Annotated in this window: 16 protein-coding genes; 11 read left to right on the top strand and 5 right to left on the bottom strand. The window is 72.1% G+C overall.

The annotated features are described in order from the left end of the window. Positions 1-4: 4 nt before the first annotated feature. The 3 genes from L2C96_RS17260 to folP are packed head-to-tail and all read left to right on the top strand — an operon-like array spanning position 5 to position 2,308. Positions 5-625 carry a cyclodeaminase/cyclohydrolase family protein gene (locus L2C96_RS17260; protein ID WP_237336935.1) on the top strand — a complete coding sequence of 207 codons (621 nt, stop codon included), beginning with the start codon at positions 5-7 and terminating at the stop codon, positions 623-625. Then, positions 622-1,461 carry a bifunctional 5,10-methylenetetrahydrofolate dehydrogenase/5,10-methenyltetrahydrofolate cyclohydrolase gene (locus tag L2C96_RS17255; RefSeq protein ID WP_237336934.1) on the top strand — a complete coding sequence of 280 codons (840 nt, stop codon included), beginning with the start codon at positions 622-624 and terminating at the stop codon, positions 1,459-1,461. The genes L2C96_RS17260 and L2C96_RS17255 overlap by 4 nt, the downstream gene beginning before the upstream one ends. Before the next feature lie 7 nt (positions 1,462-1,468). Beyond that, the gene (gene folP / locus L2C96_RS17250) at positions 1,469-2,308 is read left to right on the top strand and encodes a dihydropteroate synthase (RefSeq protein ID WP_237336933.1); all 840 of its coding nucleotides are present in this window, start codon (positions 1,469-1,471) and stop codon (positions 2,306-2,308) included. Positions 2,309-2,313: 5 nt separating this feature from the next. On the opposite strand, the gene L2C96_RS17245 is transcribed toward folP, so the two are convergent. Further along, positions 2,314-2,988 carry a GntR family transcriptional regulator gene (locus L2C96_RS17245; protein WP_237336932.1) on the bottom strand — a complete coding sequence of 225 codons (675 nt, stop codon included), beginning with the start codon at positions 2,986-2,988 and terminating at the stop codon, positions 2,314-2,316. A 61-nt stretch (positions 2,989-3,049) separates the two neighbouring features. On the opposite strand from L2C96_RS17245, the gene L2C96_RS17240 reads away from it, so the two are divergent. Both L2C96_RS17240 and purU read left to right on the top strand, forming a co-directional pair. Beyond that, positions 3,050-4,423 (top strand): L-serine ammonia-lyase, encoded by a 1,374-nt coding sequence (locus tag L2C96_RS17240; RefSeq protein ID WP_237336931.1) that lies wholly within the window; start codon positions 3,050-3,052, stop codon positions 4,421-4,423. 10 nt (positions 4,424-4,433) lie between these two features. Beyond that, positions 4,434-5,282, top strand: a complete 849-nt coding sequence (purU, locus tag L2C96_RS17235; protein ID WP_237336930.1) for a formyltetrahydrofolate deformylase — start codon at positions 4,434-4,436, stop codon at positions 5,280-5,282. Positions 5,283-5,650: 368 nt separating this feature from the next. Here the strand turns inward: purU and L2C96_RS17230 are convergent, their stop codons facing one another. Next, positions 5,651-6,439 (bottom strand): IclR family transcriptional regulator, encoded by a 789-nt coding sequence (locus L2C96_RS17230; protein ID WP_237336929.1) that lies wholly within the window; start codon positions 6,437-6,439, stop codon positions 5,651-5,653. Positions 6,440-6,559: 120 nt separating this feature from the next. On the opposite strand from L2C96_RS17230, the gene L2C96_RS17225 reads away from it, so the two are divergent. Continuing rightward, positions 6,560-6,880, top strand: coding sequence for a bifunctional 3-phenylpropionate/cinnamic acid dioxygenase ferredoxin subunit (locus L2C96_RS17225; protein WP_020419952.1), 321 nt, complete (start codon positions 6,560-6,562; stop codon positions 6,878-6,880). After that, positions 6,880-8,043 (top strand): NAD(P)/FAD-dependent oxidoreductase, encoded by a 1,164-nt coding sequence (locus L2C96_RS17220; RefSeq protein ID WP_237336928.1) that lies wholly within the window; start codon positions 6,880-6,882, stop codon positions 8,041-8,043. The genes L2C96_RS17225 and L2C96_RS17220 overlap by 1 nt, the downstream gene beginning before the upstream one ends. A gap of 741 nt (positions 8,044-8,784) precedes the next feature. On the opposite strand, the gene L2C96_RS17215 is transcribed toward L2C96_RS17220, so the two are convergent. Next, entirely contained in the window at positions 8,785-9,372 is a 588-nt protein-coding gene (locus L2C96_RS17215) for a TetR/AcrR family transcriptional regulator (RefSeq protein WP_372491230.1), read from the bottom strand. 149 nt (positions 9,373-9,521) lie between these two features. Between L2C96_RS17215 and L2C96_RS17210 the strand changes: the two genes are divergently transcribed. From L2C96_RS17210 to betA, 3 genes are read left to right on the top strand one after another with little or no spacing between them, the layout of a single operon-like run. Further along, positions 9,522-10,991, top strand: a complete 1,470-nt coding sequence (locus L2C96_RS17210; protein ID WP_237336927.1) for an aldehyde dehydrogenase family protein — start codon at positions 9,522-9,524, stop codon at positions 10,989-10,991. A gap of 44 nt (positions 10,992-11,035) precedes the next feature. After that, complete coding sequence (locus L2C96_RS17205; protein WP_237336926.1) at positions 11,036-12,556, top strand: APC family permease; 1,521 nt, start codon at positions 11,036-11,038, stop codon at positions 12,554-12,556. Between the two features lie 11 nt (positions 12,557-12,567). After that, complete coding sequence (gene betA, locus L2C96_RS17200; protein WP_020419959.1) at positions 12,568-14,226, top strand: choline dehydrogenase; 1,659 nt, start codon at positions 12,568-12,570, stop codon at positions 14,224-14,226. Here the strand turns inward: betA and L2C96_RS17195 are convergent. Next, on the bottom strand, positions 14,205-15,224 hold the full coding sequence (locus L2C96_RS17195; RefSeq protein ID WP_237336925.1) for a saccharopine dehydrogenase family protein: 1,020 nt from the start codon (positions 15,222-15,224) through the stop codon (positions 14,205-14,207). The two genes, betA and L2C96_RS17195, sit on opposite strands and share 22 nt — an antisense overlap. A gap of 102 nt (positions 15,225-15,326) precedes the next feature. Between L2C96_RS17195 and L2C96_RS17190 the strand changes: the two genes are divergently transcribed. Beyond that, positions 15,327-16,262 carry a helix-turn-helix domain-containing protein gene (locus tag L2C96_RS17190; protein WP_237336924.1) on the top strand — a complete coding sequence of 312 codons (936 nt, stop codon included), beginning with the start codon at positions 15,327-15,329 and terminating at the stop codon, positions 16,260-16,262. Here the strand turns inward: L2C96_RS17190 and L2C96_RS17185 are convergent. Further along, positions 16,238-17,623 carry an MFS transporter gene (locus tag L2C96_RS17185; RefSeq protein WP_237336923.1) on the bottom strand — a complete coding sequence of 462 codons (1,386 nt, stop codon included), beginning with the start codon at positions 17,621-17,623 and terminating at the stop codon, positions 16,238-16,240. The two genes, L2C96_RS17190 and L2C96_RS17185, sit on opposite strands and share 25 nt — an antisense overlap. Positions 17,624-17,627 lie beyond the last annotated feature (4 nt).

Genomic DNA, 17,627 nt, shown 5'->3' with positions numbered 1-17,627 from the left:
ACCGATGCGCACACTGACCCTCGAAGCGTTCCTCGACGCGCTCGCCGCCCGGGTGCCCGCCCCGGGCGGCGGCGCCACCGCCGCGCTGCACGCCGCCCAGGGCGCGGCGCTGGTCGCGATGGTGGCCCGGTACAGCGACGGCGAGAAGTACCGGCAGGACGCCGACGCGATCACGCAGATCCGGGCCAACGCCGACGACCTGCGCACCCTCGCGCTGGCGCTGGCCGAGAAGGACGCCGCCGCGTTCCAGGCCGTCACCCGCGCCTACGCCCTTCCGAAATCCACCGAGCGCGAGAAGGTGGCCCGGTCGCGGGCGATCGGCGCGGCACTGGTGGAGGCCGGGCGGGTCCCGGCCCGCGTCATCGCGGTCGCCAAGCAGATCGTCAACCTCACCGAACGGCTGCAGCCGATCGGCAACCGCAACGTGATCAGCGACGTCGCCGCGGCGGCCGACGCGGCGCGGGCGGCGTTGTCCACGGCCAGGGTGAACGTCGAGATCAACCTGTCCGGCATCGGTGAGGGCCCGGCCCGCGACGAGCTGACCGCGGCGATCGCCACCGTGGACCAGGCGATCGCCCGCGCCGACGACGTGACCACCGCCGTGCGGAAGCAGATCACGCGATGACCGCCGTCCTCAGTGGAACCGAGCTGGGCAGGCAGATCCGGGACGGGGTCTCGGCTGACGCCGCGGCCCTGTCCGAGCGGGGCGTGCACCCCCGCCTGGCCGTCGTGGTCGCCACCGACGACGAGTCCAGCGCCTGGTACGTGCGCTCGATCGCGAAGACCGCGGCCCGCAGCGGTGTGCAGTGCGATGTCGTGGACCTCGGCGCGGCCGCCACCCCGGCCGGCATCACCGCCGAGCTGGAGCGGCTGAGCGCCGATCCGGCGGTGCACGGGATCATCCTGCAGACCCCGCTGCCCGGCGGCGCCCGGCTGGAGGAGCTGGCCACCGCGATCGACCCGGCCAAGGACGTGGACGGCGCCAACCCGCTGTCGCTCGGCCGTCTCACCGCCGGCCTGCCCGCGCACCCGCCGGCGACGGCCGCGGCGGTGCTGGCGCTGCTCGACCACTACGAGGTGCCCCTGGCCGGGCGCCGCGCCGTGGTGGTCGGGCGCTCCACCGTGGTCGGCAAGCCCGCGGCGCAGCTGCTGCTGGCCAGGGACGCGACCGTGACGATCTGCCACCGCCACACCGCGGACCTCGCCGCGTCCACCCGGGAGGCCGACGTCCTCGTGGTGGCCGTCGGCCGGGCCGGGCTGATCACCGCCGAGCACGTCGCCCCGCACGCGGTGGTCGTCGACGTGGGCACCAACCCAACCCCGGACGGCGGCCTCGCCGGTGACGCCGACGCGCGGTCGCTGTCCGGGCGGGTCGCGGCGCTGACACCCGTGCCGGGCGGGGTCGGCCCGGTGACCACCGCGCTGCTGCTCCGGCACACCATCACCGCCGCGTCCCGTTAGGACAGTCATGACCGGGAACCCCCTCGCCGTCCGGACACCGGTGCCGGAGCTGCTGACCGAGCCACGCACCCTGGTCTGCGGCATCGTGAACGTGACGCCGGATTCGTTCTCCGACGGCGGTCTCTTCCACTCCCACGCGGCCGCGGTCGAGCACGGGGAACGGCTGGCGGCCGAGGGAGCCGACCTGCTCGACGTGGGCGGCGAGTCCACCCGGCCCGGCGCCCGTCCGCCCACCCTGGACGAGGAGCTGGACCGGGGGGTGCCGGTGATCGCCCGGCTGGCCCGCGTGGTGGACGTGCCGATCTCGGTCGACACGTCCCGCCCCGAGGTGATGCGTGCCGCGGTGGACGCCGGGGCCGCGATGATCAACGACGTGCGCGCGCTGCGGCACCCCGGCGCCCTGCGGGCCGCGGCCGAGCTCGGGGTGCCGGTGTGCCTGACCCACATGCTCCGGCCCCCGCACCTGATGCAGCGCGATCCGCGCTACACCGACGTGGTCGCCGAGGTGCGGGACTTCCTGCGCGCCCGCATCAAGACCTGCCTGGCGGCCGGCATCCCGGCGGAGCACCTGATCGCCGATCCGGGGTTCGGCTTCGGCAAGACGCTGGAGCACAACCTGGCCCTGCTCGGCGCGCTGCCGGAGTTCCGCGCGCTCGGGGTGCCGCTCATGGTGGGCCTGTCCCGCAAGGCGATGCTCGGCCGGCTCACCGGCCGTCCGGTCGGGCAGCGCACGGTCGCGTCGGTGACCGCCGCGGTCCTGGCCGCGCAGCGCGGCGCGAAGATCGTGCGGGTGCACGACGTCGCCGCCACGCGCGACGGCCTCGCGGTCCTGGAGGCGCTGCCGTGAACCGGTCAGATGATCGCGCGGATCGCCTTCTCGAAGCCGGTGACGTGCACGAGGGCCAGCTCGGCCGCGGTGTCCGCGTCACCTTCGGCGATCGCGCGCAGCAGGGCGGTGTGCTCGCCGACGTGCCGGTCGAAGTGCGGCATCCGGTCCAGGAACAGGCAGAAGATGCGGGTCGCCAGGTTGTCGTAGCGGACCAGCGTGTCCTCCAGGTGCGGGTTGCCCGCCGCACGGTAGATCGCGCGGTGCACCCGCAGGTCGCAGCGCATCAGCTCGGTGCGTTCGAGCGCCCGCACGTCCAGGTCGGCGACCTCGTCGGCGAGTTCGGCGAGCTCGGACTTCACGCCCGGTCCGGCGGTCTCGGCGGCGCGCCGGGCGGCGAGGGGTTCCAGCTGGACGCGGATCTCGGAGATGTAGGCCAGGTCGGTGATGTCGACGCCGGTGGCGAACGTGCCGCGCCGCGGGTAGGACACGACCAGCCGGTCGACCTCCAGGCGTTTGAGCGCCTCCCGCACCGGCGTGCGGCCGAGCCCGAGCGACGCGGCCAGCGCGGTGTCGTCGATCGGCGCCATCGGCGGGATGTCCAGCATGATCAGCCGGTCCTGGATCGCCGTGTAGGCGCGCTCGGCCAGGGAGACCGGCGGCCCCTCGAGTTCCTGCTGTCGAACGGTCACGAACGCCATCCTCTCCGCTGAAAACCACGATCCGCCACTCTGGTATATCAACCCTACATCAGGAGGGACCATGACGGTCTCCGTCTTCGACCTCTTCAAGGTCGGCATCGGTCCGTCCAGTTCGCACACGGTCGGCCCGATGCGGGCCGCGTACCTGTTCGCCTCCCGCCTGGCGGACACCGGGCTCCTGCCGCGCACGGCGGGGCTGCGCTGCGAGCTGTTCGGCTCGCTCGGCGCGACCGGGCACGGGCACGGCAGCGTCAAGGCCGTCGTGCTGGGGCTGACCGGGGAGCAGCCGCACCTGGTCGACCCGGTCGCCGCCGAGCCCGCGGTGACCGCGGCCCGGGCGGACGGCGCGATCTCGCTGCTCGGCAAGCACCGGATCGCCTTCGCCGTCGACGACGACATCGTGCTCCACCGCCGGAAGCGGCTGGACTTCCACAGCAACGGCATGGTGTTCGCCGCCTTCGGCGACGACGGCGAGGTGCTCGACCGGCGCGAGTACTACTCGGTCGGCGGCGGGTTCGTGCTCGACCAGGACGAAACCGGCCGCCGGGCGCTGGTGCCCGATCCCACCCCGGTGCGCTACCCGTTCACCACCGCCGACGGGCTGCTCGCCCACACGCGCGAAACGGGCCTGCGCATCAGCGACCTGATGCTGGCCAACGAGTTGTCCTGGCGCGTCGAGGCGGAGATCCGCGCCGGGCTGCTGCGGATCTGGTCGGTGATGCGCGAGTGCGTGCACCGCGGCACGCACACCGGCGGCGTGCTGCCGGGCGGGCTGAAGGTGCGCCGGCGCGCCAACGACCTGCGGGAACGGCTGGAACGCGACTCGGGTGAGCCGGACGCGCTGCACGCCATGGAGTGGGTCACCCTCTTCGCGCTCGCGGTGAACGAGGAGAACGCGGCCGGCGGGCGGGTGGTCACCGCGCCCACCAACGGCGCGGCCGGGATCGTGCCCGCGGTGCTGCACTACGCGGAGAAGTTCCTGCCCGCCTTCGACGACGACGCGGCCGTGCGGTTCCTGCTCACCGCCGGGGCGATCGGGTCGCTGTTCAAGGAGAACGCCTCGATCTCCGGCGCCGAGGTCGGGTGCCAGGGCGAGGTCGGGTCCGCGTGCTCGATGGCCGCGGCCGGTCTGGCGGAGATCATCGGCGGGACCCCGGAGCAGGTGGAGAACGCGGCCGAGATCGGCATCGAGCACAACCTCGGCCTGACCTGCGATCCGGTGGGCGGGCTCGTGCAGATCCCGTGCATCGAGCGCAACGCGATCGCCTCGGTCAAGGCGATCACCGCCGCCCGGATGGCGGTGCGCGGCGACGGCCGCCACCACGTGTCGCTGGACAAGGCCATCAAGACGATGCGCGAGACCGGCGCTGACATGAAGGACAAGTACAAGGAGACCGCCCGCGGCGGGCTGGCTCTCAACATCGTGGAATGCTGAGGAGACACCGATGACGCGCTCGTTCACGCTCACCCTGGACTGCCCGAACCGGACCGGGATCGTCCACGCCGTCAGCGCCTACCTCGTCGAGCACGGCGGCAACATCGAGGAGTACCAGCAGTTCGACGACCCGGTGCGCAAGCGGCTGTTCCTGCGCACCAAGGTCACCACCGACGCGGACGTGGACCTCGGCGAGCTGTCCCGCGGTTTCGAGCCGGTCGCCGCGGACTTCGCCATGTCGTACGCGTTCCACCCGGACCGCAACGCGCGTGTCCTGGTGATGGTGTCCAAGCAGGGCCACTGCCTCAACGACCTGATCTTCCGCTGGCGCGCGGGCAGTCTGGGGGCCGACATCGTGGCCGTGGTGTCCAATCACGACGATCTGCGCCCGATGGCGGAGGCGGCCGGGCTGCCGTTCCTGCACATCCCGGTGACGCCGGAGACCAAGCCCCAGGCCGAGGCGCGGCTGCTGGAGGTGGTGGAGGAGTACGAGGCGGAGCTGGTGGTGCTCGCCCGGTACATGCAGGTGCTGTCCGACCAGCTGTGCAAGGCGCTGCACGGCCGGGCGATCAACATCCACCACTCGTTCCTGCCCGGGTTCAAGGGCGCGAAGCCCTACCACCAGGCCTACGACCGGGGAGTGAAGCTCGTCGGCGCGACGGCGCACTACGTGACGCCCGACCTGGACGAGGGGCCGATCATCGAGCAGGAGGTCATCCGCATCGACCACACCTATGATCCGCGCGCACTGCAAACGGTAGGCCGCGACGCGGAGGCGCTGGCGCTCTCCCGGGCGGTCCGCTGGCACTGCGAACGCCGCGTCCTGCTCAACGGCAACAGCACCGTGGTCTTCCCCTGACCCGCGGTGCCTGTGGGTCGGCCCCTCCGTGCACTGTGGACGGTCCGGAATGCTCAACGACAACAGCATCCCCTGCCGCGCGCCCGCGGCCCGGCTGCTCCGTGCAGAGTGGACACCTGGCCCACGGCGCCGCACACGCGGAACCGCGGCGCCGGGCCACACGTTGCCCCGAACACTCCGCCGACGCATGGTCAACCCCCTGCGCCCGCGGACCGACCGGGCCGTGCGTTGTGGGCGCCGCTCCTGTCGCGAACAGCCGCCCGCGTCGCCGAGGCGCCGGCGCTGTCCCGAGCGGTCCGCGGGCACGTGGTCATCCCCCGCCGCCGGCTGCACCGCGCTCACCGCTTCCTGCCGCGGCGGACCAACCGTCAGCGCGGACCGAGGTAGCCGACGCGGAAGCTGATCTCCTCGGCGCCCGCGACGATCTTCTCGGCGATGTCCGGATAGGACGACGGCTCCATCCGGTACGCCGGCCCGGAGACCGACAGCGCCGCGATCACGTCCCCGTTCGCAGCGCGGATCGGGGCGGCCACCGCGTTCAGCCCGACCTCCAGCTCCTCCACGGTGCACGCCCAGCCGCGCTCGCGGACCTGCTCCAGCTCCTCGGCGAGCTTGGTCCGGTCGGTGCGCGTGTTCGGCGTGAACGCGGGCAGCTCGGCCAGCGCGGACTCCCGGTCGTCGTCGCCGGCCCAGGCCAGCAGGACCTTCCCGCTGGAGGTGGCGTGCAGCGGGGTGCGCTGGCCGATCCAGTTCCGCGCGGTCACCGCCGCCGAGCCGTAGACCTGCATGATGTTGGTCGCCTGCCCCTGGTCCACGACGGCGACGTTCACGGTCTCGTCGAGTTCCGCGGCGAGCCGCTCGCACACCGCGCGGCTCTCCCGGGACAGGTCCAGCCGGGCCGTGGTGGCGCCGGCCAGGCGCACGATGCCGAACCCGAGGCGGTACTTGCCGCGCTCGCTGACCTGTTCCACCAGCTGCCACGCCTCGAGCGCGCCGACGAGGCGGAACGCGGTGGATTTGTGCACGTCCAGTTCCTGGGCGATCTCGGTGACCCCGGCCTCGCCGCGTCTGGCGAGGATGTCCAGGATGGCGATCGCCCGGTCCACCGACTGGACCTGACTCGCGGACCCGTTCGTAGAGCGCTCGTTGTTCCGCATACCGCAACTCTACTCACATGACACAATTTCCCACTTCCGGGCCTTGACCGCTCCCCCTACGCTGCCGCACTCTGTTGCGGATAGCACGTGTAGTTGTGCATTACACAACGGAGCCGCCTCATGATTCCCGTCTGCGCTCTCCAGGACCTCCCCGTCGGCGAAGCCGTCCGCATCGAAGCCGAAGTGCCGATCGCGGTGTTCAACGTCGACGGCACGCTGTACGCGATCGACGACACCTGCACCCACCAGGACGCCTCGCTGGCCGACGGCTGGCTGGACGGCTGCGCGGTGGAGTGCCCCCTGCACGCCGCCTGCTTCGACCTGCGCACCGGCATGCCGAGCGGGCCCCCGGCCAAGAAGCCGGTGCGCACGCACGAGGTCGTCGTGGTCGACGGGCAGATCTACGTCAACGTCAACGCGCCGCAGCGGATGGGGGTCTGATGCGCGTGATCGCCATCGCCGGCGCGTCGCTGGCCGGCCTGTCCACGGCGCGCGCGCTGCGGGAGGCCGGCTTCGATGGGCGGGTGGTCGTCGTCGGCGACGAGCCGCACCGGCCCTACGACCGGCCGCCGCTGTCGAAGGAGTTCCTCGCCGGCACGATGTCCGCCGCCGACCTGGCGCTGGAGAGCGACGACGAGGACCTGGACGTGGACTGGCGCCTGGGCGCGCGAGCCGTGGCCCTGGACCCGGCACTGCGGACGATCGTGCTCGACTCGGGCGAGCGGATCACCTGCGACGGCGTGGTCCTGGCGACCGGCGCGCGGGCCCGCCGCCTGCCGGGCTCGCCGCTCGCCGGTGTGCACACGCTGCGCACCCTGGACGACGCGATCGCGCTGCGGGCCGAACTGGTCCCCGGCGCGCGGCTGGTGGTGATCGGCGCCGGGTTCATCGGGGCCGAGGTCGCCTCGACCGCCCGCGGGCTCGGCCTGGCGGTCACGGTGGTCGAGCAGCAGGCCGTGCCGCTCGCCGGACCGCTCGGCGTCGAGTTGGGCGGTGTGTGCGCGGCGCTGCACGGCGAGCACGGGGTCGAGCTCATCACCGGCGTCGGCGTGGCGGGGCTGACCGGCGCGGAACGGGTGCGGTCGGTGCACCTGACCGACGGCCGCGAGCTGCCTGCCGACGTCGTGGTGGTGGGGGTCGGCGCGGTGCCGAACACCGAGTGGCTGGCCGGGTCCGGTTTGGACGCGGAGCGGGGCGTGCGCACGGACGCCCGGTGCGCGACCGGCATCCCGTCGGTGGTGGCGGTCGGCGACTGCGCGGTGTCGCACAACCCGTTCGCCGGCGCCGAGATCCGGCTCGAACACTGGACCAACGCGCTCGAGCAACCGGCCACCGCCGCGGCGACCCTGCTCGGGCACGAGCAGCCGCCCAGCCCGCGCGCGCCCTACTTCTGGTCCGATCAGTACGGGGCGCGCCTGCAGTTCGCGGGCCACCGCCGCGAGGGCGACCGGATGGAGGTCGTCGACGGCGACCCGGCAGCGCGCCGGTTCACGGCGGTGTTCCGGCGGGGCGACCGCCCGGTGGCGGTGTTCGCGATGAACCAGCCGAAGGTGTTCGGCCGCTGGCGCCGCGAGCTGCGTGCCACCGCTACCGAACCGGTATGAACGGGCCGTTCATGCCGCGATGATGGGGTCTGTGGTGGGTGGATGAACGGTCCGTTCATGCCTTGGCGGCGGCTGGGCATCTCGCGCCCCGATGAACGGTCCGTTCACAGGTTCGCGGGTGGGCCAGTCGCGGGTCGATGAATGACCCGTTCATGCCCTCCCGAGTGGGTGGGCCGGTGGCTCCGCGATGAACGGTCCATTCATCTCTGGGAGCGGGCCACCATGTCCCGGCTTGACGAATGGGCCGTTCGTGCTGCCGCCGCGAGGCCTGTCGTGGGTGGATGAACGGTCCGTTCATGCCTGCGGGGCGGCTGGGCATCTCGCGCCCCGATGAACGGTCCGTTCACAGGTTCGCGAGTGGACCAATCGTGCGTCGATGAATGGACCGTTCATGCCTTCGAGCGGCTGGGCATGTCGCGCCCCGATGAATGGCCCGTTCAACGGGGCGCGGGTGGACCAGTGGTGCGTCGCTGAACGACCCGTTCATGCCTTCGCGAGCGAGTGGACCGACGGTGCCGCGATGAACGGTCCATTCATCCCTTGGGAGCGAGCCAGCATGTCCTGGCTTGATGAATGGTCCATTCACCCCGCCGCCGGGGGGCATGTGGCGGGTCGATGAACGGTCCGTTCATGCCCCGAACGACTGGGCATGTCGCCCCGATGAATGGTCCGTTCATCGGGGCGCGGGTGGACCAGCTGCGCATCAATGAATGGCCCATTCATCGCGCGGCCGCTAACCGCTCAGGAAGCAGGACCGGCGATCGCGCGCCGAAACAGCGCCTCGATGTCCGAAATAGACGGTGTGCCGTCCGCGATCGCCAACTGCATCAGCAATCCGCAGAACAGTCCGGCCAGCAGGCGCCCGGTCAGGGCGTCCGTCCGGGAGCCGAACAGCTCGATCAGCGCGTCGTCCCACGCCGCGCTCACCGGGCGCAACCGGGGGCGGTGCATGGCCGCCACGTAGAGGTCGTACTCGACCACCGTGTGCGGGCCCTCGTCACGCACGTACCGCATCACCAGCTCCGCCAGCGCGGCCGCGAAGTCCGCGTCCGGCGGCACGCTGCGCTCCCACTCCCGCAGGCCGCGGACGTTGTCCTCGGCCGCCTGGCTCAGCGCGACCTCGAGCAGGTCGTCCAGCGTGCGGAAGTGGTACGTGGTGGACCCCAGCGGCACCCCCGCCGCCGCGGCGACCGCCCGGTGGGTCAGCCCGTCGATCCCCCGCTCCGCCACCACGTCGATCGCCGCCCGCGCGATCTTCGTGCGCCGCCCGGGATCGTTGGGACGCTGCCGGCGCGATCCGGCCGCCTGCCCTGACACCACCGCGCACACCCCTCACCTGCGAAGACACCCGGTTAACACGATCGTAGCCGACGAGTATGGACATCCGTACGCACTCTCATGTACAAATGTACGCACTGAAGTGCCGCGCATCACATCTCCCGCGCCGGCGTTGCCCGCTACCGCATCGGAAAGGGCTCATGAAGGACCTGTACATCGACGGAAACTGGACCGAGGGGCGCGACGGGTCCCGCACCGACGTCCGCAACCCCTACGACGCCTCCGTCATCCAGACGGTCGCCCTCGCCGGCCCGGAGGACGTGGACCGGGCCGTCAAAGCCGCACGAGCGGCGTTCCGCCCCGGCTCGCCGTGGCGCCGCACCACCGCGGCCGACCGCGCCGAACTGCTCCACCGCATCGCCGACCTGCTGATCCGCGACCGCGAGGACATCGCCCGCACCGAAAGCCTCGACACCGGAAAGACCCTCGCCGAAGGGCGCATCGACGTCGACGACGTGGTCGCGGTGTTCCGCTACTACGCCGCGGCGATCGCGCAGGAGGCCGGGCGCGTGGTGGACACCGGGAACCCGGCCGCGATCAGCCGGATCGTGCACGAGCCGGTGGGCGTCTGCGCGCTGATCGCCCCGTGGAACTACCCGCTGCTGCAGATCTCCTGGAAGATCGCCCCCGCGCTGGCGGCGGGCAACACGATGGTGCTCAAGCCGAGCGAGCTCACCCCGCTGACCACCATCCGGCTCGTCGCGCTCGCCGAGGAGGCCGGTGTGCCGCCGGGCGTGGTGAACCTGCTGCTCGGCCCTGGCGCGGTCGGCGCCGCGATGGTCGAGCACCCCGGGGTCGACCTGGTGTCGTTCACCGGCGGGCTCGCGACCGGCGAGAAGATCATGGCCGCCGCGGCGCGCGGCGTCCGGCGGGTGGCGCTGGAACTCGGCGGCAAGAACCCCAACGTGGTCTTCGACGACGCCGATTTCGACACCGCCGTCGACCTCGCCCTCAACGCCGCGTTCGTCCACTCCGGACAGGTCTGCTCGGCGGGCGCCCGGCTGATCGTGCAGAACGGGATCCACGACCGGTTCGTCGGCGAGCTCGCCCGGCGCGCCGAGCGGATCCGGCTCGGCAACGGGCTCGACCCGGACACCGAGTGCGGTCCGCTGATTTCCGAGCAGCACCGTGCGAAGGTGGAGGGCTACATCGCCGGGGCGATCGCCGACGGCGCCACCCTGCGCGCGGGCGGCACGCGGCCCGAGGATCCCGCGCTGCGCAACGGTTTCTTCCTCCGGCCCACGGTGTTCAGCGACTGCACCCGCGACATGGCCGTGGTGCGCGAGGAGGTGTTCGGCCCGGTCGTCACGGTGGAACGGTTCGCCACCGAGGAGGAGGCCGTCGAGCTGGCCAACGACACCGACTACGGCCTCGCCGGCGCGGTGTGGACCTCCGACGCCGGCCGCGCCCAGCGGGTGGCCGGGGCGCTGCGCCACGGCACGGTCTGGATCAACGACTACCACCCGTACCTGCCGCAGGCGGAGTGGGGCGGCTTCGGCAAGTCCGGCATCGGCCGGGAACTCGGCCCGTCCGGCCTGCACGAGTACCGCGAGACCAAGCACATCTACCACAACATCGATCCCCGGCCGCAGCACTGGTTCAAGGGCTGACCGGGACTCCCTCTCCACGCCGCAGTACTGAAGAGGAGGCGCGCGTGAGCACCAGCAACGACCACGGACTGTCCGAGTTCGGGTACCGGCAGTCCCTCGACCGCAGCATCGGCAAGTTCGCGAGTTTCGCCGCCGGGGTCAGCTACATCTCCATCCTCACCGGCACGTTCCAGCTGTTCTACTTCGGGTTCGGCACCGGCGGGCCGGCCTACTGGTGGTCCTGGCCGATGGTCTTCGTCGGGCAGATCGCGGTGGCCCTGTGCTTCGCCGAGCTGGCCGCCCGCTACCCGGTCGCCGGTTCGGTCTACAACTGGTCCAAGAGACTCGCCGGGCCCACCACGTCGTGGCTGGCAGGCTGGATGATGTTCACCGCCTCCGTGGTCACCCTGGCCGGCGTGGTGCTGGCCTACCAGGTCACGCTGCCGCAGCTGTGGTCCGGCTTCCAGCTGGTCGGCGACGGCAGCGGCGCCCACGACTTCGGGATCTCCGCGGTGATCTGGGGCGCGGTGCTGATCCTGTTCACCACGCTGGTGAACGCCTTCGGCGTGAAGCTGATGGCGCGCATCAACAGCATCGGCGTGTTCATCGAGCTGATCGCGGCGGTCCTGCTGGTCGTCATCCTCGCGGTGAACGTGGTGCGCGGCCCCGGTGTCTTCGTCGACACGCACGGGCTCGGCGAGGGGCACGTGGGTGGCTACGCCGGTGTGTTCCTGGTGGCCGCGATCGCCTCGGCCTACGTCATGTACGGCTTCGACACGGCGAGCTCGCTCGGTGAGGAGACCGTCAACCCGCGGCGCACCGCGCCGGTGGCGATCCTGCGCGCGGTCATCGCGTCGTTCGTGATCGGCGGGCTGATCCTGCTGTTCGCCATCATGGCCGCGCCCGACCTGTCCGATCCGCGGCTGGGCACGTCGTCGGGCGGACTGCAGCTGATCGTGCTGCAGGTGCTCGGCGGGCCGCTGGGCAAGGTGTTCCTGGGCTGCATCGTCGTCGCCATCACGGTGTGCGCGCTGGCCGTGCACACCGCCGGGATCCGGCTGATGTTCGCGATGGCCCGCGACAACGCCCTGCCGTTCGGGGTGCGGCTGGCGCGGATCAACGCCAAGACCGGCACCCCGGTGGTCCCGGCGATCCTCATCGGCGCGGTCGCGGTGGCGATCCTGCTGGTCAACATCGGGACACCGCAGATCTTCACCGCGGTCACCAGCGTCGCGGTGGTCATGATCTACCTGGCCTACCTGCTGGTGACGGTGCCGATGCTGGTCAAGCGGCTGCGTGGCGGGTGGTCGGGCCGCGACGCCGGCGGCCACTTCTCGCTCGGGCGGCTCGGCCTGCCGGTCAACGTCGTCGCCGTGCTGTGGGGCGCCGGGATGGCCGTGAACCTGGCGTGGCCGCGCGAGCAGATCTACGGCGGCGGGGCGCTGCGCTGGATGGCCCTGATCTTCATCGGGATCGTCGCCGCGATCGGCCTGGCGTGGTTCCGGCTCCGCGGCCGCCACCGCCTTGGCACGCTGCCCGAACACCAGGCCGACCGCGGCGACCAGCTCGTCGACGAGCTTTCCTGAGGAGGACGAACGTGAGCACCGAGAACTACGACTTCATCATCGTCGGCGGCGGCTCGGCCGGGTGCGTGCTGGCCAACCGGCTGTCGGCCGATCCGAAGGTGAAGGTGCTGGTGCTGGAGGCGGGCCGGTCGGACGCCAAGTGGGACGTGTTCGTGCACATGCCCGCCGCGCTGACCTTCCCGATCGGCAGCCGCTTCTACGACTGGGGCTACCGCAGCGAGCCGGAGCCGTTCATGAACCGGCGGCGCATCTACCACGCGCGCGGCAAGATCCTCGGCGGGTCGAGCAGCATCAACGGCATGATCTTCCAGCGGGGCAACCCGATGGACTACGAACGCTGGGCCGCCGACCCCGGCATGTCCGGCTGGGACTACGCGCACTGCCTGCCCTACTTCCAGCGCATGGAGAACTGCCTGGCCGACCCGCCGGACGGGCGCTGGCGCGGGCACGACGGCCCGCTGGAGCTGGAGCGCGGACCGGCGTCGAACCCGTTGTTCCAGGCGTTCTTCGAGGCCGCGGAACAGGCCGGGTACCCGCGCACGGACGACGTGAACGGCTACCGGCAGGAGGGGTTCGCGCCCTTCGACCGGAACGTGCGCCGCGGCCGCAGGCTCTCCGCCGCCCGCGCCTACCTGCACCCGGTGCGGCACCGGAAGAACCTGACCGTGCAGACCCGCGCGTTCGTGTCGCAGGTTCTGTTCCGCGGCAACCGCGCCGTCGGGGTGGAGTACTCGACCGGGCGGAGCGCGCCGCGCGAGGTGTACGGCAAGGAGGTCGTGCTGTGCGGCGGGGCGATCAACACGCCGCAACTGCTGCAGCTGTCGGGCGTGGGCAACGCGGCCGAGCTGCGCCGCCTCGGCATCGACGTGGTCCACGACCTGCCCGGTGTGGGTGAGAACCTGCAGGACCACCTCGAGGTGTACATCCAGTACGCCTGCAAGGAGCCGGTGTCGATGCAGCCGCACCTGGCGACGTGGAAGCGCCCACTGATCGGCGCGCAGTGGCTGTTCCTGCGGTCCGGTCCGGGTGCCACGAACCACTTCGAGGGCGGCGGTTTCGTGCGCAGCAACGACACCGTGGCCTACCCGAACCTGATGTTCCACTTCCTGCCGATCGCGATCCGCTACGACGGGTCGGTGCCCGCCGGCGGGCACGGCTACCAGGTCCACGTCGGACCGATGTACGCCGACACCCGCGGCAGCGTGAAGATCACGTCGACGGACCCGCGGCGGCACCCGGCGCTGCGGTTCAACTACCTGTCCACCGAGAACGACCGGCGCGAGTGGGTGGAGGCCGTGCGGGTGGCCCGCAAGATCCTCAATCAGCCCGCGCTGGACCGCTACAACGGCGGCGAGATCTCCCCCGGCCCCGGCGTCGAGACCGACGAGCAGATCCTGGACTGGGTGGCGAAGGACGCGGAGACCGCGCTGCACCCGTCCTGCACGGCGAAGATGGGCGTCGACGAGATGTCCGTTGTGGACCCCGGGTCGATGCGGGTGCACGGCACGGAGGGCCTGCGGGTGGTGGACGCGTCGGTGATGCCCTACATCACCAACGGCAACATCTACGCGCCGGTGATCATGACCGCGGAGAAGGCGGCGGACCTGATCCTCGGCAACACCCCGCTGGCGCCGATCAAGGAGCCGTTCTACCGGCACAACGCCGGCTGAGACACCGACAGGTGCGGCGCCAGCGCGCGCAGGAAGTCCGGCGCGTCGAACGCCGCACCTGCGGACACCACGCCCGTCGCCCGGGTCCGTCCACTCAGGATCCGGGCGACGGCCTCCACCGCGAGCGGCGCGCTGATCGCGTAGATGTCCTGCCCGGCGGCGGAGATCCGGCGCTCCTCGGCGCCGCGGCGGACCACGACGTCGACGACGAAGGTCTGTGCCGAGCGGCCCCGCTCGTCGACGGCGGCCGGGGCCGCGGCGCCGGGCGCGGCCAGGTCCGCCGCCGCCTTGGCCGTCATGTAGGTGCGCACCTCGGGCACGTCCAGGTGGGTGGGGACGGTGACGATGTCGGCCATGCTGAACTCCCCGATGACGTCCTGCGACCCGAGCGGCGCGGGGAACTCCCACTCCAGCGTCGGCAGGGCGTCGTCGTGGTACTCCAGCCGTCCGCCGGTGTAGCGGACGCGGCGGTCGTCCCGCCGCTGCCGCGACACCGCCCCCGCCGCGAGCGTCCCGGCGGTGGGGTGCCAGCTGCTCAGGCCGTAGGCGAGGTGCACCTCGTCGGCCGCCGTCCAGTCCCCCATGGCGGCGGTGACCAGCAGGTCGCCGAGGCCGCCGAAGAACGCCATCGCCGGGACGACCACGTTCTCCCCCGCCCGCTCCGCGAAGTGGGCGAAGGTGTCGGCGTTCGCCTCGATCTCGGCGGCCACGTCGACGTACGGGATGCCCGCCCGCAACGCCGCCTCGATCAGCGGGGCGGCGGTCGTCGCGACGGGCCCGGCGCAGTTGATCACGGCGTCCGCCCCGGCGAGGGCGCGGTCCAGTGCGGCCGGGTCGTCGACGGCCGCCGGCCGCACTTCGAGGTCCGGCTGCGCCACCGCCAGGAGCTTCTCCCGGTCGCGGCCCAGCAACAGCGGGACGTGCCCGCGCTCGCGCAACTCCGCGACCACGAACCGCCCGGTGTGTCCGTACGCCCCGTACACCGCAACCCGTCCCATGCCTGCTCCCAGGTGCTCGAAGTGATCCGCTGCGGGTAATCCTGTCCGGCCGGGCCCCTGCTGCCCAGCGTCCGGAATGACACGACCCGTACACTTTCGGACATGAACTCTGTCGCCGTCGCCACCACCGACGGCATGGTGCACTTCGAACTGGCGCTGGCCTGCGAGGTCTTCGGCTCGCCACCGGACGCCGTGCGCGTGCCCTGGTACGACCTCAGCGTGTGCGGCGCGCGCCCGGTGCGGGCCGGCCGGTTCCGGGTCGAGCCGGACGGCGGTTTCGACCGGCTGGCCGAGGCGGACACCGTGATCGTCCCCGCGCTGGCCGACGTCGACGAGGACCCGCCCGCCGACCTGGTCGACGCGGTGCGCGCGGCTCACGAGTCGGGCGCGCGGGTGGTGTCGCTGTGCACCGGCGCGTTCGTGCTCGCGGCCGCCGGCCTGCTGGACGGGCTGCGTGCGACCACCCACTGGGCGCACACTGACGAACTCGCCGCGCGCTACCCGCGGGTGACCGTGGACCCGGACGTCCTCTACGTGGACAACGGCCGCGTGCTCACATCCGCGGGCAAGGCGGCGGCGATGGACCTGTGCCTGCACCTGGTGCGTCTCGACCACGGCTCGGCGATCGCGAACGTGGTCGCCCGCCGCCTGGTCGTGCCGCCGCACCGGGAAGGCGGGCAGGCGCAGTTCGTCAGCACGCCGGTGCCGGAGGACGACGGCCATCCGCTGGCGGAGCTGCTGCCGTGGGTGATGCGGCGGCTGGACCAGCCGTTGACGGTGGAGGACCTGGCGCGCCAGGCGAACCTGAGCTCACGGCACCTGGCCAGGCACTTCCGCGCCGTCACCGGCACCACCCCGCTGCGGTGGCTGCTGGCGCAACGGATCCGCCGCGCGCAGGAGCTGCTGGAGAGCACGGACGACAGCATCGACGCGATCGCCGCCGCCGCGGGCATGGGCACCGCGACGACGCTGCGGCGTCACTTCCACCGCGCGGTCGGGGTGCCGCCGGACACCTACCGCCGCACGTTCCGCGCCTGAAGTTCGGACCTGGCGATCAGCCACCACGCGCCGGCCGCGCCCGCGAGGTAGGCGACGCCGAGGAGCAGGAAGGACAGGCCGGCGCCGCGACCCCAGTCCGTGACGGCGCCGAGCACGACACTCATCGCCGCGACGCCCACCAGCGTGCCGATCTGGCGGTTGGCGTTGAGCACGGCGCCGGCCACGTTCGCGTGCGCGACTCCGGCGAACTCGACCAGCGCGGCGGTCATCCCGGGCGAGATGATGCCCGCGCCGACGTTGGCCACCGCGACGGCGACGGCCAGGACCCAGTACGGCGTCTCGGTCGACATGCCGACCATGGCGAGCGACGCGATGCCGGCGACGAGCAGGAAGACCGTCAGCAGCACCCCGTTCGGGATCCGGCCCGCGATGCGCGAGTAGACCAGGTTGCCCAGCGGGAACCAGATTGTCATCGGGAGCAGCTCCAGGCCCGCGAGGAGCGGGCCGGCGCCGCGGGCGTGCTGGAAGTACAGGCTGAGCATGAACATGCCGCCGTAGACGGCGAAGTTGAACAGGAACCCGACCAGGTTCGCGCCGGTGAAACCCGCGCCGCGGAACAGGTTCCACGGCATGACCAGGTTCTCGGCCCGCCGTTCGCGGGCGACGAGCGCGGCGGCGGCGAGGCCCAGCACCACGTAGGCGGCCAGCACCGGGCGCGCCAGCCAGCCCAGCCGCGGACCTTCGATGAGCGCGAAGCTCAGCGCGGCGAGCGCCGCGATCCACAGGACGTGCCCCGGCACGCCCAACCGGACGCGGCGCCCGTCGACCGCTGGGATGCAGCGCCGGGTCAGCAGGATGCCGGCGACGCCGATGGGCAGGTTGAGCAGGAAGATGCTGGGCCAGCTGAAGGCGCTTACCAAAAGCCCGCCGAGGGTCGGCCCGAGCGCGGCCGAGGTGGCGACGATCGCCGACCACAGCCCGAGCATGCGGGTGCGCCGGCGCTTGTCGGGGAACGAGAACACCAGCAGGGACAGGGAACTCGGCATGAACAACGCGGCGCCCATGCCCTGGACGAGTCGCGCGGCGATGAGCACCCCGGCCGTGGGCGCGAGCGCGCAGGCGAGCGAGGCGGCGAAGAAGACCGCCATGCCGGCCAGGTAGACGGCCCGCGCGCCGAAGCGGTTCGCCAGGCCACCCGCGAGCATCAGCAGCGAGGCGAACACCAGCACGTAGCCGTCGACGATCCAGGTGAGTTCGGGCAGCGAGGCGCCGAGCTGCTGCTGGATCGCGGTGCCGGCGACGTTGACGACGGTCACGTCGAGCGAGGCCATGACGAAGCCGGTGGCGAGCGCGGCGAGTTTCAGCCCGGAGGAGTCACGCACGGTAAGTACGATAGCCATCAAA

The sequence above is a fragment of the Amycolatopsis tucumanensis genome (genome assembly GCF_021654135.1).
Lineage (GTDB): Bacteria > Actinomycetota > Actinomycetes > Mycobacteriales > Pseudonocardiaceae > Amycolatopsis_E > Amycolatopsis_E tucumanensis.
The sequence above is the reverse complement of the archived record's forward strand: the minus strand, read 5'-3'. Positions and strand labels throughout refer to the sequence as shown.